The organism is Rhizobium albus (genome assembly GCA_030160035.1).
GTDB classification, from domain to species: Bacteria; Pseudomonadota; Alphaproteobacteria; order Rhizobiales; family Rhizobiaceae; genus Georhizobium; species Georhizobium albus.
This window is the reverse complement of record BSNO01000001.1, coordinates 1,476,903-1,492,741: the sequence shown is the minus strand read 5'-3', so window position 1 is coordinate 1,492,741 and position 15,839 is coordinate 1,476,903. Positions and strand designations below refer to the sequence as shown.

At 62.1% G+C, this 15,839-nt stretch carries 13 protein-coding genes; 5 read left to right on the top strand and 8 right to left on the bottom strand.

Annotation, left to right across the window (positions count from 1 at the left end; all coding sequences use genetic code 11):
• Positions 1-1,284 (top strand): multidrug effflux MFS transporter, encoded by a 1,284-nt coding sequence (locus QQL76_RS07175; protein WP_499206978.1) that lies wholly within the window; start codon positions 1-3, stop codon positions 1,282-1,284.
• Between the two features lie 373 nt (positions 1,285-1,657).
• Positions 1,658-3,385, top strand: coding sequence for a beta strand repeat-containing protein (locus QQL76_RS07170; protein ID WP_499206977.1), 1,728 nt, complete (start codon positions 1,658-1,660; stop codon positions 3,383-3,385).
• Positions 3,386-3,459: 74 nt separating this feature from the next.
• Here QQL76_RS07170 and ttcA read toward each other — a convergent pair whose 3' ends face one another.
• From ttcA to QQL76_RS07140, 6 genes are all read right to left on the bottom strand, one after another.
• Entirely contained in the window at positions 3,460-4,269 is an 810-nt protein-coding gene (ttcA, locus tag QQL76_RS07165) for a tRNA 2-thiocytidine(32) synthetase TtcA (protein ID WP_499207134.1), read from the bottom strand.
• A gap of 38 nt (positions 4,270-4,307) precedes the next feature.
• A complete protein-coding gene (locus QQL76_RS07160) occupies positions 4,308-5,000 on the bottom strand; it encodes a hypothetical protein (protein ID WP_499206976.1) in 693 nt (230 codons plus the stop codon).
• 194 nt (positions 5,001-5,194) lie between these two features.
• Entirely contained in the window at positions 5,195-5,812 is a 618-nt protein-coding gene (rpsD, locus tag QQL76_RS07155) for a 30S ribosomal protein S4 (protein ID WP_126010073.1), read from the bottom strand.
• 231 nt (positions 5,813-6,043) lie between these two features.
• On the bottom strand, positions 6,044-6,205 hold the full coding sequence (locus QQL76_RS07150) for a YqaE/Pmp3 family membrane protein (RefSeq protein ID WP_126010072.1): 162 nt from the start codon (positions 6,203-6,205) through the stop codon (positions 6,044-6,046).
• Between the two features lie 56 nt (positions 6,206-6,261).
• Positions 6,262-7,131 carry a glutamate racemase gene (gene murI, locus QQL76_RS07145; RefSeq protein ID WP_499206975.1) on the bottom strand — a complete coding sequence of 290 codons (870 nt, stop codon included), beginning with the start codon at positions 7,129-7,131 and terminating at the stop codon, positions 6,262-6,264.
• Positions 7,124-7,954, bottom strand: coding sequence for an RNA methyltransferase (locus QQL76_RS07140; protein WP_404861673.1), 831 nt, complete (start codon positions 7,952-7,954; stop codon positions 7,124-7,126). The genes murI and QQL76_RS07140 overlap by 8 nt, the downstream gene beginning before the upstream one ends.
• 222 nt (positions 7,955-8,176) lie before the next feature.
• Here QQL76_RS07140 and QQL76_RS07135 point away from each other — a divergent pair, with 222 nt between their 5' ends.
• The 3 genes from QQL76_RS07135 (at position 8,177) to QQL76_RS07125 (ending at position 11,684) form a co-directional block, all read left to right on the top strand.
• Positions 8,177-9,391, top strand: a complete 1,215-nt coding sequence (locus tag QQL76_RS07135) for an NADP-dependent isocitrate dehydrogenase (protein WP_126010070.1) — start codon at positions 8,177-8,179, stop codon at positions 9,389-9,391.
• Between the two features lie 175 nt (positions 9,392-9,566).
• Positions 9,567-10,562, top strand: coding sequence for a glutaminase (glsA, locus tag QQL76_RS07130; protein WP_499206974.1), 996 nt, complete (start codon positions 9,567-9,569; stop codon positions 10,560-10,562).
• 81 nt (positions 10,563-10,643) lie between these two features.
• Complete coding sequence (locus QQL76_RS07125) at positions 10,644-11,684, top strand: AI-2E family transporter (protein ID WP_499206973.1); 1,041 nt, start codon at positions 10,644-10,646, stop codon at positions 11,682-11,684.
• Positions 11,685-11,792: 108 nt separating this feature from the next.
• Here QQL76_RS07125 and alaS read toward each other — a convergent pair whose 3' ends face one another.
• Complete coding sequence (gene alaS, locus QQL76_RS07120) at positions 11,793-14,456, bottom strand: alanine--tRNA ligase (protein WP_499206972.1); 2,664 nt, start codon at positions 14,454-14,456, stop codon at positions 11,793-11,795.
• A gap of 196 nt (positions 14,457-14,652) precedes the next feature.
• The gene (gene recA, locus QQL76_RS07115; protein ID WP_499206971.1) at positions 14,653-15,738 is read right to left on the bottom strand and encodes a recombinase RecA; all 1,086 of its coding nucleotides are present in this window, start codon (positions 15,736-15,738) and stop codon (positions 14,653-14,655) included.
• Between the last annotated feature and the right edge of the window lie 101 nt (positions 15,739-15,839).

The following is a 15,839-nucleotide window of genomic DNA, read 5'->3' as shown; positions in this document are numbered from 1 at the left end:
ATGAACGAGAATTCTCCCATCGGCCGCGCTGCCGCCGCTTCGACCACCAGTCCGGCCCCGGCTGCGCTCAACGGATCGGACCGGGCCGGCATCGGCTTTTACGAGTTCATCGGGCTCGCCGCCGCCCTCACCTCGATCATCGCGCTGTCGATCGACATCATGCTGCCGGCGCTCCCCGCCATCGGCGAGGCGCTCGGCGTCGTCAACGAGAACGACCGTCAGGCCGTCATCACCGTCTTCGCTCTCGGCTTCGGGCTCGCCCAGATCCTCTTCGGCCCGCTGTCGGATCGCTTCGGCCGCAGGCCCGTCCTGCTTCCCGGCATCGCAGTCTACGCGGCTGCCTCGCTGGCCGTGCTCTTCGTCGATGATTTCAACACGCTGCTGGTGCTGCGCCTCATCCAGGGCATCGGGGCAGCGTCGGTGCGCATCATCGTCACGGCCATCGTGCGCGATTGCTATGGCGGCCGCGACATGGCGCGCGTCATGTCCTATGTCTTCACCGTGTTCATGATCGTGCCGATCATGGCACCCGCGGTCGGCCAGGCGATCCTGCTGGTTGCGGAATGGCAGGCGATCTTCGCCTTCTTGGGCGCCGCCGCCTTCCTCTTTGCCGGCTGGACAGGCTTCCGCCTCAAGGAGACGCTGCCGGTCGCCGAACGCATCGAACTGTCGTTCAAGGGCCTCGTCTACGCGTTCGGCGAAGTGTTCCGTTCGCGCCTCGCCGTCGGCTACACGCTCGGCTCGCTGCTGCTCTTCGGTGCGCTCTTCTCGTTCATCGTGTCGATCCAGCAGGTCTACGATTCGATCTACGGCATGGGCGACTGGTTCGCGCTCGGCTTTGCGCTCAGCGCCGTCGGCATGGCGATCACGTCGATCCTCAACGGCCGCTACGTGCAGCGCTACGGCATGCGCCTCATCTCCCACGGCGCCCTGATCGCCATGATGAGCTTCGGAGCGATCCTGCTCGTTCTCAGCCTGTTCGGCATCCCGAATTTCTATGTGGCGAACATTCTGCTTGCCTGCTGCATGCTGTCCTTCGGGCTGGTGGCGAACAACTTCAACTCCATCGCCATGGAGCCGCTCGGCCACATTGCCGGCACCGCATCCTCGGTCATCGGCGTCATTTCGTTCACCGGCGGCGCGCTGCTCGGCGGCATGATCGGCCAGGCCTTCAACGGCACGCTCATCCCGCTCTCGCTGGCCTTCTCAGGCTTCGGCGGCATCGCACTGATGATCGTACTCATCACCGAACGGGGCAAGCTCTTCGTCAGGCCGGTGGATTGATAACCTGGATCCACTCCAGATTTCTTTGCACGTAGTGCGTCTAATGCGAGAACAATTTGCTAGTCAGTATCATTTTTTCACTCACCCACAGCGTTTTCGCGCCATTCATTAACACTTCATAAACCATCTCTATTTTGCTCTCTGGAAGCTAGAGAAGAGCGCTGGGGAGCGTCATCATATCATGATTGTATGCATTTATACTCTTCAGGGTTTGAATGCGTGCGATTTGTAATTTGCGTTTGCCATGTATTGCACGGCAATACATGGCAACGATCCCTGCTGCCTAGCTCCTAACAAAGCCGCTGCATCATTCGGATGCCGCGTTCGGCCAATTAGGCGGCTGATGGCTGCCGCTCAAAATCAGGGATCAGACATGCAATCGATCAAGACGTTGCTGCTTGCAGCTACTGCACTGGGCTTTGCAACAGACTTTGCCCTCGCTCAGTCAAACGAGGCCTTCATCGAGCAAGGCGTTGACACTGGCTTCGCTGTTGCCGTTGGCAACGACAACGAGGCGCTTGTCGATCAGAGCGGTGGTCAACAAAATGAAACGCGTCTGACCCAGGTCGGCAACGACAATGACGCCAGCATCACGCAAAGCGGCGACAACAACTTTGCCGGCGCACTCATTGGCTCGGCCGCACGGAACCTGACACAGCGTGGCAACCAGAACAGCCTGACGATCGATCAGAGCGGCAATAACAACACTGTAGGGCTTCAGAACGGTTTGCGCGTGCAGCAGGGCGCAACGACATTCTCGGGCCGGGGCGACAGCAATGAGGCATCGATCGAGCAGTCAAGCAACGGAAACGCCGTCGGTGGTTTCTCTCAATTGAGCGCTTCGACAACGATCGTCGAAACCCGACCGACCAATACGATTGCGATCGTCCAGGGTGGTGAAGGCGCCAATACCGTGTCGTTCGTGTATCAATCGAACTCTGCGAATGGCGCAACCAATAGCGTGAACATTGGGCAAATTGGCACGGAAAATCTGATCGGCAACGCCACCAGTACAGCGCGTGCCATCGAGCAGATCGGCACGGGAAACGATGCCGAAGTGCAGCAGGGTGGCGAGCGTAATATCGTCACGACGATCCAGCAGACAGGAGCAGACAACTCGGCTTTCGTCGGTCAAGTCGCTGTTGGCATCCGCGGCTCGGGCTCTGACAATACCGTTGAGACAATTCGCCAGATTGGCGGCAACCAAGCAACGGTGCGTCAGGCCGACGGAACAGGCAACATTCTCACGCTCATCGATCAGACCAACACGGTGGGTGGCGTGGGCACTGCGAACTCGGCTACCGTGTCTCAGTTTGGGACGGACAACGGCACGACGGCATTCGCCGCACTCGCAGGTTCGGTCGGCGCAATCGAGGCAACAGTCCTGCAGGTCGGCACGAACAATGCCCTCACCCGCACGGAAATTGGAAACCGCAACGTCTCCGGCTTCGCGCAACTGGGCGCGTTCAATACAGCATCCGGCACCATGTCCGGCGACGACAACAGCCTCGGCATGTATGTCGATGGTGACAGCAACATTGTCTTCTTCGGCCAGTCGGGCGACAACAACGACGCCGGTATCCGCATCATCGGGGATGACAACAGCAGCAACACCATTGCTGGCAACCCGTCTGCGATCCGTCAAAACGGCGATGACAATCTGGCTTATCTGGAAATTGTCGGTTCCAGCAACGCAGTCGGCATTCGCCAGGATACATCCGACTCGGGCGCAACATTGCGCATCGACGGCGACGGCAACAACGCGACCATCCAACAGACTGGTATCGGCTTCCATACGGCGTTGCTGACGATCAATGGCAACGACAATGGCGTCGGCACCTTCTCGGGCGCTTCGCTGAACCTGGTTGCCGCCAATGCCCCGGGTGGCCTTCTCGGCCAATCCGGCTTCGACAACGGCGCGACGCTGTCGATCACTGGGGATGGCAATCTTTTCAACGTCTCTCAGAGCGGCGACCGCAATACGCTGACCGCCGACACCAACGGAAACATGAACCAGATGGCGGTTATCCAGTCGAGCGCGGGCAACGTAGCTGCCCTCACCCAGACAGGTAATGGCAATATCGCCGCGATTAGCCAGTAATCCCGGGATCTTCTCTGCTTGCTGAACAGAGTTTGGGCCAAGCGTGCAAGCGCTTGGCCCAAACTCAAAAATCCTCAGGCCGGCGGATTGATCGCGCCGAAATCGAAGAGCTTCGGGTCGAGCAGATGCGACGGCCGCGCATTGGCCAACGCCTTCAGCATCGTGTCCTTGCGGCCCGGCATGCGCCGTTCGATGTCGGAAAGCATCGCCTTCATCGCATTGCGCTGAAGCCCGTCCTGCGACCCGCAGAGGTCGCAGGGAATGATCGGAAACTCCATGGCGCTGGCGAATTTCGCCAGCTCGTCCTCGGCGCAATAGGCGAGCGGGCGCAGCACCAGAAGGTCGCCTTCGTCGTTTAGGAGCTTCGGCGGCATCGCCGCCAGCTTGCCGCCGTGGAAGAGGTTGAGGAAAAACGTCTCGAGGATATCGTCGCGATGATGGCCGAGCACTAGCGCCTCGCAGCCTTCCTCACGCGCGATGCGGTAGAGATTGCCGCGCCTCAAGCGTGAGCACAGCGCGCAATAGGTGGCCCCTTCCGGCACCTTCTCCTTCACCACCGAATAGGTGTCGCGATATTCGATCCGGTGCGCAATGCCGTTGCGGGTGAGAAACTCCGGCAGCACGTTCTTGGGAAAGTTCGGCTGGCCTTGGTCGAGATTGCAGGCGATGAGGTCGACCGGCAGAAGCCCGCGCCACTGCAATTCGCTCAAGACGGCCAGCAGCGCATAGGAATCCTTGCCGCCCGAAAGCGCGACGAGCCAGCGCGGACGCGTCGTGCCCATTTCGGGCCGCAGCATCTGGAAATCCTCGATCGCCTGGCGCGTCTGCCGCAACAGCCGCTTGCGCAGCTTGTTGAACGTCACCGACGAAGGCGCATTCGCCATGATCGGAGGGTAGTCGCCGGCAATCGCTTCGATCGCACTCACCTTGCGGCGCCTCGCTCAGGGGTCTGCGGGTGGCGCCGCGGGAAGAAGGCGAGCACCGCGCACATCAGGAACAGCGGGATGCCGAGCTCGATCACTTCCTCGATCCCGGTCGAAACCACCGCAGCGCTGGCACCGAGATCAATGCCGAGGCCTTCAAGCTTGCGCGGCAGGCCGTCGAGCGTCTTGGCCGCGATGATGGACAAACCCGCAGCCAGGACGCCCACTGCCGGCAGGTGGAGCCCGCGCAGCCCTGCGATGAACTGCCGCGCATGACGAAGCCCCGCTATGACAACCGCCGCGCCGACCGTGACCAGAGCCACGACCGCCGCAAGTTTTTCCAGGAGCGGCACGTCGCCGGAAACGTAGAAGCTGGTCTTGGTGATGCTCATCGTCGTCATGAGATTGTGGAAGTCGAGTTCGCGCATGCATAGCGCCAACAGGATCACGACGAAATAGAAATGCGTCTTCAGGAACTGCTGATTTGCCTCTCGGACAAGGATCGCAGCCGCCACGAGATAGCCGGCGGCCGACAGCGTCTCGACGGCGCCCCCTTCACCGGTGAGGGTCTGGACGAAGGGCTCCGAGCCAAGCAGAACGGAGCCGACCAGCGCGAGAATGAAGAGCCCCACCAACAGGAAGGGCCGATAGGACGCCTCGCTTCGAAACGAGGCCGATGCAGCATGAGGCAATGCGCCTGCATTCTCCTCGGCTGGCGCGAGACGACATCGCTTCGGCAGCCGTGTAAGCGTCAAGAAAGATCGACTGCAACGTGCAGATTCGATCGCTGTGTCTCCCAGGTAGCACGAAGTGCGCCTTTGCAGGAGCCCAAAACGACAAAGGCCGCGTGCAAGCACGCGGCCTTTGAAAAGTGGATACGGAACGCTTAGCGCGAATAGAACTCGACGACGAGGTTCGGTTCCATCTGGACGGCATAGGGCACGTCCGACAGGCCCGGAACGCGCACGAAGGTCGCGACCATCTTGTTGTGATCCGCTTCGATATAGTCCGGAACGTCACGCTCGGCGAGCTGCGTCGCTTCGAGAACGATGACGAGCTGCTTGGACTTCTCGCGCACTTCGATCACATCGCCCGGCTTGCAGCGGAAGGACGGGATGTTGGTGCGTACGCCGTTGACCGAAACGTGGCCGTGGTTGACGAACTGGCGCGCCGCGAAAACCGTCGGCACGAACTTCGCGCGGTAGACGATGGCGTCGAGACGCGACTCCAGAAGACCGATCAGGTTCTCCGGGGTGTCGCCCTTGCGGCGGTTGGCCTCTTCGTAGATCTTGCGGAACTGCTTCTCGCGGATGTCGCCGTAGTAGCCCTTGAGCTTCTGCTTGGCGCGCAGCTGCACACCGAAATCCGAAAGCTTGCCCTTGCGGCGCTGGCCGTGCTGGCCTGGGCCGTATTCGCGGCGGTTCACCGGGGACTTCGGACGACCCCAGATGTTTTCGCCCATGCGGCGATCGATCTTGTACTTGGACGATTCGCGCTTGCTCATCGCATTTCCTTTCAAAACAAAACGATGACGTTGCATCTTCATGCAGCGCCAGAAGGAAACGCGCCCTCCTCTGCCATCGGGCCGAAGCCGTCGGCTGACAGGATCAAGACCCCAAAAGGACCGATCCACGGGACACGTCAAATGAAACGCCCGACGTGGCCGCCGGGCGTTGTGGGGGTGATTATGGGAAGAGGCCGCGTTTGTCAACGCGGCTTTGACGCCACCGGCGCGTCACTTCACGCGGGCGATGATCCAGATCGCGTGCACGATGCCCGGGATGTAGCCGAGCAGCGTCAGGATGATGTTGATCCAGAAGTGCTTGCCAAGACCGACCTGCAGGAAGACGCCGAGCGGCGGGAGGATGATGGCGAAGATGATGCGGATCAGGTCCATAAGAGACTCCTTATTCATTTTCCCGATAACGGCACCGGATGCCCCGCGGTTCCGGATCAGACGGAAAAATTGTGCGCTGCAAGATCGTCTGGGACGCGCAGCCCGAAGCCGTGCATCAGTCGCCGGATCGCTGGATCTGGCTTGCCGGACGTGAAGAGAGCCATATCGGGGCTCACCTCCGCACGTGATTCTGCTTCGAACGCACGTGCCCGGTCGGCGCCCGCACCGTCACCATTCAGCACGCTCACGGCCCGCCTAGCGATCGCCTCGGACGGGTCGAGCCAATCCACCGGCCACGGCGCGGTCTTGCGCATGCGGTTGACGAGAAACGGATAGTGCGTGCAGGCAAGCACGACGATATCGGTGCGGTTGCCGTCGCGCTCCACGAAACACGGCGCAATCTCCGCTCGCACCGCTTCCTCGTCCACAAAACCTTCGCGCATGTAGGTCTCGGCAAGCCCCGCCAGTTCCGTGCTGCCGACCAGCCGCACATGGCACTTCGTCGCCCAGTCGCTGATGAGATCCCGCGTATATTGCCGCTTCACGGTTCCTGGCGTCGCCAGCACCGATACGAGACCCGACCGCGTGCGCTCCGCCGCAGGCTTGATGGCCGGCACCGTGCCGACGAAAGCAAGTTTGGGATAGGCCGCGCGCAGATCACCCAGCGCCAGCGTCGAAGCCGTGTTGCAGGCAATCACCGCGATCGATGGCCGGTGCGCCGCGATCAGCTTCTCAAACAGCGCCACCATGCGTGTCCGCAGGGCATCCTCTTCCCACGCGCCATAGGGAAACGCCGCATCGTCGGCCACATAGACGAGCCGCTTCCCAGGCAAAAGCACCCGCATTTCGCGCAGCACGGTCAGCCCGCCGATGCCCGAATCGAAAACGAGGACCGGCCCGCGCTCAGCCATGCTGGCCTCAGCCATTGTCGGGCCGATCGTTCGGCTGCGACGCGATCTCGTCGGGCGCGCCGCTGCCGCGCGGGCGCTTGCGCGAATAGCGGTCGAGCGAGTTGATCACACCGCGCAGCACATGGATTTCCTGGGAAAACAGCCCGCGACGCGCAAGCAGCGTGCGCAGATTGTCGACCATTTTCGGCTTCTTGTCCTCGGGCCTGAAGTAACCGCGCGCATCGAGCGCCTCTTCCAGATGATCGAACAGGCCGAAGGTCTCTTCCTTGGTCGCCGGCGTCATGTCGTTGTGGGTGAACGCGGTCTCAGTCACATCCGAGAGCCCTGAATTCATCCACTCATAGGACATGAGCAGCACGGCCTGCGCGATGTTGAGCGAGGCGAAGGCTGGATTGACAGGAAAGGTCACGATCTCGTCGGCAAGCGCCACTTCGTGGTTCTTTAGGCCCCAGCGCTCGCGCCCGAACAGGATGCCCGTAGCCTGGCCTTCGCGGAACTTCGTCCGCAGCGTCTGGCCTGCCTCCACCGGTCCGCGCACCGGCTTGAAGCCGTCACGCTCGCGCGCGGTCGTCGCATAGACGAAATTGAGATCGGCGATTGCCTCCTCGAGCGTCTCGAACACCTGCGTCGCATCGATCACGTGGTCGGCCTTGGACGCCGCCTGGCGCGCCTTTTCGCTCGGCCATCCATCGCGCGGATTGACCAGCCTAAGGTCCGACAACCCGAAATTGGCCATGGCGCGCGCCACCATGCCGATGTTTTCGCCAAGCTGCGGCTCCACCAGCACGATCGCGGGGCCTTCCGCAATCATCGCGCGCTTTCTGTCGGTTCCGGCCATTCGGGCTCCCTCGCAGCGTTCTGCGCTGCGCCCACAGAGCCACAGCGTCAATCGCTGCGCTCATACACCGGGTGCTGCGTGCCGGCCAAGCCTTGGGCGTCAAAGGTTCCGCTTCTCCTTTGCCATCGGCAATCACGATGCTATAGGACGCGCCAGTTGTTCTGGATGCGGCGGCATGCCGTCCGTCCATGGCTTTTTTGGAGAGAGAGAGGCTTTTCCTGCATGAGTAAGATCAAGGTCGCAAACCCGGTCGTTGAGCTCGACGGCGACGAGATGACCCGTATCATCTGGCAGTTCATCAAGGACAAGCTGATCCATCCCTATCTGGACATCGATCTGGAATATTACGATCTCAGCATGGAAAACCGCGACGCCACCGACGACCAGGTGACGATCGACGCGGCCCACGCGATCAAGAAGCACGGCGTCGGCGTCAAGTGCGCCACGATCACCGCCGATGAAGGCCGCGTCGAGGAATTCGGCCTGAAGAAGATGTGGCGCTCGCCCAACGGCACGATCCGCAACATCCTCGGCGGCGTCATTTTCCGCGAGCCGATCATCTGCAAGAACGTCCCCCGCCTCGTTCCGGGCTGGACCAAGCCGGTCATCGTCGGCCGCCACGCCTATGGCGACCAGTACCGCGCAACCGACTTCAAATTCCCGGGCAAGGGCAAGCTCTACATGAAGTTCGTCGGTGAGGACGGCAAGGAGCAGGAATACGAGATCTTCGACGCGCCCGGCGCCGGCATTGCCATGGGCATGTACAACCTCGACGAGTCGATCCGCGATTTCGCCCGCGCTTCGCTGAACTACGGCCTCAGCCGCAAGGTGCCGGTCTACCTGTCGACCAAGAACACCATCCTCAAGGTCTATGACGGCCGCTTCAAGGACATCTTCCAGGAAGTCTACGAGCAGGAATTCGAGGCGAAGTTCAAGGAAGCCAAGATCTGGTACGAACACCGCCTGATCGACGACATGGTCGCCGCAAACCTGAAATGGTCGGGCGGTTATGTCTGGGCCTGCAAGAACTATGACGGCGACGTTCAGTCCGACACGGTTGCGCAGGGCTTCGGCTCGCTCGGCCTGATGACCTCGGTTCTGCTCACTCCGGATGGCAACACGGTCGAAGCCGAAGCCGCGCACGGTACGGTCACGCGCCACTACCGCCAGCACCAGAAGGGCGAGGAAACCTCCACCAACTCCATCGCCTCGATCTTCGCCTGGACCCGTGGCCTCGCGCACCGCGCCAAGCTCGACGACAATGCCGAACTCGCACGCTTTGCCGACACGCTGGAGAAGGTCTGCATCGAGACCGTCGAAAGCGGCCACATGACCAAGGACCTCGCACTCCTCATCGGTCCCGATCAGCCCTGGCTCTCCACGACCGGCTTCCTCGACAAGATCGACGAGAACCTCCAAAAGGCCATGGCCGCCTGAGGCTTCGCCTCCTCGGGTCAAGTCTTCCAGACCCCGCGGTTCACGCCGCGGGGTTTTTCTTTGACCGCCACGACAATCAAGCAATTCGCTGCGGAACGTTTCTGGCCCATCATCCTTACCGTGCAAAGCTTGGACCGGATCGCGTGCTCAAGCCACAAACCGAGGACGAAATGGCATGACTGAACCTTCCACCGATCCGCTGAACGACCCGTCCCGGCTGCGCACCATTCTCGGCGACGTAGTGGAACGGGTGCGCGAGGCCGCGCCCTCGATGCACGAAAAGGCCGCCGAAACCGCCCGTGAAAAGGACAAGGCGCCGCCCCGCAAGGGCGATTTCGACAAGTTCGGCATCGCCGTCTTCACCCGCCATGGAGAACTGGTCTCGGCCGGCAATGCGGGAACCGGCTTTCCCATCCAATCCATTTCCAAGGTCTTCGCGCTGGAAGTCGCTCTCGAAGCGCTCGGCGAAAAGCTCTGGAAGCGGATCGGCCGCGAGCCGTCCGGCGATCCCTTCAACTCCATCATCGATCTGGAGCGCGACAAGGGCGTGCCGCGCAATCCCTTCATCAACGCCGGGGCCCTGGTCGTTTGCGACGCCCTCGTCGGCATCGGCGGCAAGTCTGGCCCCAACCGGCATGTGATCGATTTCATCAAGAGCATGATCGACGACGAAACGATGTCACTCGACCCGGACGTGATGGCGAGCGACCGCACCGGCGGCAATCTCAACCGCTCGCTCATGTACATGGCCAAGCACCACGGCAATCTCGATCATGAGGTGAAGGAGGTGATGGAAGCCTATGTCCATCAATGTGCCATCACGCTCGACTGCCGGGGCCTGGCGAAGGCAGGCCGGTTCCTGATGCACGACGATCCGCACGATGACGACGACAGCATCCAGCAGGCGCGGCGCGCCCGGCGCATCCTCGCCATCATGATGCTGTGCGGCCAGTACGATGGCTCCGGTGATTTCGCATTTCGCGTCGGCCTGCCGGCCAAATCCGGTGTCGGCGGCGGAATCCTCGCCATCGCGCCCCACCGCGCGTCCATCGCAGTCTGGTCGCCGGCACTCGATCCCATGGGCAACAGCTGGCTCGGCACCCTCGGCCTCGAACTCCTCACCGAGCGCACCGACTGGTCGATCTTTGGCGCGGTGCGCAGTTCCGCATAAAGCTTGCTGCGCTTTCCGAGCTCGGAACGAATGTCACCAAAGCCTGTTAAACCATGATCAGCAGCGTTGGGGACTCATATCATGCCGAGATGGAAGATCTCGATTGCGGTCGCGGCCGTGGTCGTCCTTCTCCTGTTCATACTGGTGCCGAGCGTCGCGCTGGTTCTGTTTTCGGGCCTCCTGATGGCCGCCTTTCTCAACGGCGGCGGAGGACTTGTGGAACGAGCCACCAAAATTCCGCGCGGCTGGTCAATCGGCCTGTTCACGCTTCTGCTGCTGCTCGCCATCGCTGGTGTTTTCACTCTGGCAGCGACATCGATCGCCGCTCAGTTCAACGAACTTGCCAGCCAGATTCCCGGCGCGATCGAAAATCTACGCAGCCGGCTCGAAGAATACGAATGGGCAAACCGGGCGCTCGACAGAGCAAACCCGGCCGGCCTCATTTCGGGTGAAGGGGGACGCGCCGCAACCAGCGCCGTCACATCGACCTTTGGCGCGCTGGGCAATTTTGTCATCATTGCCTTCATCGGCATCTATGTCGCGGTCACGCCCGCCATCTATCGAAAGGGCGCTGTCGAGCTCTTCGCGCCATCGCTGCGTCCCCGCACCGACGAAATCTTGAAGAAATGCGCCCGCACGCTGAAGAGCTGGCTCGCCGCACAGCTGATCTCCATGACCGTGGTCGGCGTGCTGACCGGCATCGGTCTTCTGCTCATAGGAATGCCGCTCGCCTTCATTCTCGGCATCATCGCCGGCCTGCTCGCCTTCATCCCCAATATCGGCCCTGTCCTGGCAATCGCGCCGGCCTTGTTGCTCGCCTTCGGCGAAGGCCCCTCCATGCTGCTCTGGGTCGCCGCCGTCTACCTCTCGGTGCAGACGCTGGAAAGCTACGTGATCACGCCACTGGTGCAGCAGGAGCGCGTCGACCTGTCCCCAGCCCTCGTCATCGCTGCGCAATTGCTGTTCGGCGTGCTCTTCGGTCTTCTCGGCCTGGCGCTCGCCATGCCCCTAGTCGCAGTCGGCCGCATGCTCATCAAGGAGCTCTACGTCCACGATTACCTGGAGCGCGAGCCGCCGCGCGAGATGAAGCTACAAATGCCGGAAGGGCAAAGACACGAATAGGCCGACGCAGCGCAATCGCGCCGCTCGACATCTATTCTTATCAAAGCGACTGACGATCAGCTCTGACCGGCCGACAACGCGGCCGGTCGAATGCTGTTGCGCTGCGCCTCAGGCAGCCAGGGCTTCGGCCACGGCTTCGATCGCCGCTTCGGCGCGCGTGCCGTCCGGTCCGCCCGCCTGCGCCATGTCCGGCCGGCCGCCGCCGCCCTGACCGCCGAGCGATGCGGAAGCAACGCGAACGAGGTCGACTGCACTGCGCGTGGATGTCAGATCGTCGGTCACGGCCACGACGACGCTCGCCTTGCCGTCGTCGCTGACGCCGACGAAGCAGACGACGCCCGAGCCGAGCGCCTTCTTGCCGTCATCCGCCAGGCCCTTCAGCGCCTTTGGCTCCACACCCGTAACGACGCGGCCGAGATATTTAACGCCCGCGATCTCGCGCGCTTCACCGCCGTTCGAACCACCGCCGGGACCGGCAAGCGCCAGCTTGCGCTTGGCGTCCGCCAGCTCGCGTTCGAGCCGCCTGCGCTCGTCCAACAGCGCTTCGACGCGCTCGACGACATCGGCCGGCTGAACCTTGAGGCTTGCCGCAATCCGCCGAACGCGCTCGTCCTGCTCGGCGAGGTAGGCCCGTGCCGCCTCGCCCGTCAGCGCTTCGAGCCGCCGCACGCCAGCGCTCACGCCCGCCTCGCCCACGACCCGCACCAGGCCGATATCGCCGGTCGCGCTCACATGCGTGCCACCACAGAGCTCCACCGAATAGGGCTTGCCGGCCTTGGCGCCCTCGATGCCGGTGCCCATCGACACGACACGCACCTCGTCGCCATACTTCTCGCCGAAAAGCGCCATCGCCCCTTCGGCAATGGCATCCTCCACGCCCATCAGCCGCGTTGTCACCGGCGCGTTTTGCACGATGATGGCGTTCGCCATCTCTTCAACGCGCGCGATTTCCTCGGCACTCATGGGCTTCGGGTGGGAAATGTCGAATCGCAGGCGCTCGGGCGCAACCAGAGAGCCCTTCTGCGCGACATGCGTCCCCAGCACCTCGCGCAGCGCCTCGTGCAGAAGATGCGTCGCCGAATGGTTCTGCCGCAGCCGCGAACGGCGCTTATGGTCGACGGTCAGGACGATGTCCTTGCCGCGCGCCACACTGCCTTCGCGCACCGTGCCGATATGGACGAAGAGACCTTCGCCCTTTTTCTGCGTGTCGCTCACGTCAATGACGAAGCCTTCACCGGCGATAGTGCCCGTATCGCCCATCTGGCCCCCGGATTCGCCGTAGAACGGCGTCTGGTTCGCAACGAGCTCCACGGCCTCGCCTGCGGATGCCGTCTCGATCTCCTGGCCGTCGCGCACGAGCGCCGCAACGATGCCTTCGGCCTGCTCGGTGTCATAGCCGAGAAAATCGGTTGCGCCGGTGCGGTCGCGCAGCTCGAACCAGACGCGTTCCGTCGCCGCATCGCCCGATCCGGACCACGCCGCGCGGGCTTCCGCCTTCTGGCGCGCCATCGCTGCGGTGAAACCATCGGTGTCGACGCCGACGCCGCGAAGACGCAATGCGTCTTCCGTCAGATCGAGCGGGAAACCATAGGTGTCGTAGAGCTTGAACGCCGTCTCACCATCCAGTCGGTCGCCGGACGTCAGATCCGCGCTCGCATCGTCGAGCAGCATCAAGCCGCGATCGAGCGTGCGGCGGAACCGGGTTTCTTCAAGCTTCAGTGTCTCGGAAATCAGGCCTTCCGCGCGAGCGAGTTCCGGATAGGCCCGGCCCATTTCCGAAACGAGCGTTGGCAGAAGCTTGTACATCAGCGGTTCTTGCGCACCGAGAAGCCGCGCATGGCGCATCGCGCGGCGCATGATACGGCGCAGCACGTAACCGCGACCCTCGTTCGAAGGCAGCACGCCGTCGGCGATCAGGAAGGCCGACGACCGCAAATGATCGGCAATGACGCGGTGACTTGCGCGCTTGTCGCCGTCCGCCTTCACGCCCGTCGCCTCGACCGAAGCGGCAATCAGCGCGCGGAACAGGTCGATGTCGTAATTGTCGTGCTTGCCCTGCAGAAGTGCAGCCACGCGCTCCAGACCCATGCCCGTATCGATCGACGGCCGGGGCAGTTCGATGCGCTCGCCGCTCGCGAGCTGCTCGAACTGCATGAAGACGAGGTTCCAGATCTCGATGAAACGGTCGCCATCCTCGTCGGGAGATCCGGGAGGTCCGCCAGGAATATGGTCGCCATGGTCGTAGAAGATTTCCGAGCACGGCCCGCAGGGACCGGTATCGCCCATCGCCCAGAAATTGTCGTTGGTCGCGATGCGGATGATGCGGCTGTCCGGCAGGCCCGCAATCTTCTTCCAGAGCGCGAAGGCGTCGTCATCCGTGTGGTAAACCGTCACCAGAAGCCGGTTGGCGTCGATGCCGAAATCCTTGGTGATCAGGTTCCAGGCAAGCGTGATCGCCTGTTCCTTGAAATAGTCGCCAAAGGAAAAATTGCCGAGCATCTCGAAGAAGGTGTGGTGGCGGGCCGTATAGCCGACATTGTCGAGGTCGTTATGCTTGCCGCCGGCGCGCACGCATTTCTGCGCGGTGGCTGCCGTCGAATACGGCCGCTGCTCCAGCCCCGTGAAGACGTTCTTGAACTGGACCATACCGGCATTGGTGAACATCAATGTCGGGTCGTTGCGCGGCACAAGCGGGGACGAGCTGACCACCTCATGGCCATTGGCCTTGAAGAAGTCCAGAAATGCGCTGCGAATGTCGTTTACGCCGCTCATGAAACGCCCTTTTGCTTCTGTTCGGCCGGCCCCCGATGACGCCGCCAGCCTTTGTGTGTCCGGCTTTTATCGTTCGGCTCAAACCCTGTCCAGCATTGCCATTGCGCGCCTCGTGACTGCCTACAACGGAGTACGGCGGACCCTGATGGGCCCGCCGCAATCGATCGACGCGAAAGGATGGAAAGACCGCGCGCCGTCAACCGGCCGCAGCGTCGTCCGTGTCGTTGTCCGGCAGGCCGTCATCGAAGAAGTTCTCCGCAATCAGGCCGGCATTCTGGCGAATCGCCTGCTCGATCTCGCGGGCCGTGTCGGGGTTGTCCTTGAGGAACTGGCGGGCATTGTCGCGGCCCTGCCCCAGACGCTGGCTGTTATAGGAGAACCAGGAGCCGGACTTGTCGACGATCCCGGCCTTGACGCCTAGATCGATCAGCTCGCCGGTCTTGGAGATACCTTCGCCATACATGATGTCGAATTCGATCACCTTCAGCGGCGGCGCCATCTTGTTCTTCACGACCTTGACGCGGGTCTGGTTGCCGACGGTCTCGTCGCGGTCCTTGACCGAGCCGATGCGACGGATGTCGAGGCGCACCGATGCATAGAACTTCAGTGCGTTGCCGCCCGTCGTCGTTTCCGGCGAACCAAACATGACGCCGATCTTCATGCGGATCTGGTTGATGAAGATGACCATGCAGTTCGACTTGGAAATCGACGCCGTCAGCTTGCGCAGTGCCTGGCTCATCAGACGCGCCTGAAGGCCCGGCAGGCTGTCGCCCATCTCGCCTTCGATTTCGGCGCGTGGCGTCAACGCCGCCACCGAATCGACGATCAGCACGTCGATCGCACCCGAGCGCACCAGCGTATCGGTGATCTCCAGCGCCTGCTCGCCATTGTCCGGCTGCGAGATCAGGAGGTTTTCCAGATCGACGCCGAGCTTGCGGGCATAGACCGGATCGAGCGCGTGCTCGGCATCGATGAAGCCGCAGATGCCACCGCGCTTTTGCGCTTCCGCCACGCAATGCAGGGCAAGCGTCGTCTTGCCCGAGCTTTCAGGGCCATAGATTTCGACGATACGGCCCTTCGGCAGTCCACCGACGCCGAGAGCGATATCGAGCCCGAGCGAGCCGGTCGGTACCGTTTCGATTTCGACCACCTGCTCGTTGGAACCGAGCTTCATGATCGAACCCTTGCCGAACGCGCGCTCGATCTGAGAGAGCGCCGCGTCGAGAGCCTTGCTTTTGTCCACCGAATTGTCCTCTACGAGCCGCAGCGAGTTCTGTGCCATATGTTCCACCTTTAGGTTATTCGAGCCGGACAGGCAAACGTGCCCTCTGTTCTCGTTTGTACCTATTTTGTTCTCGTTTGGCAAGCACTTTCTAAGACACT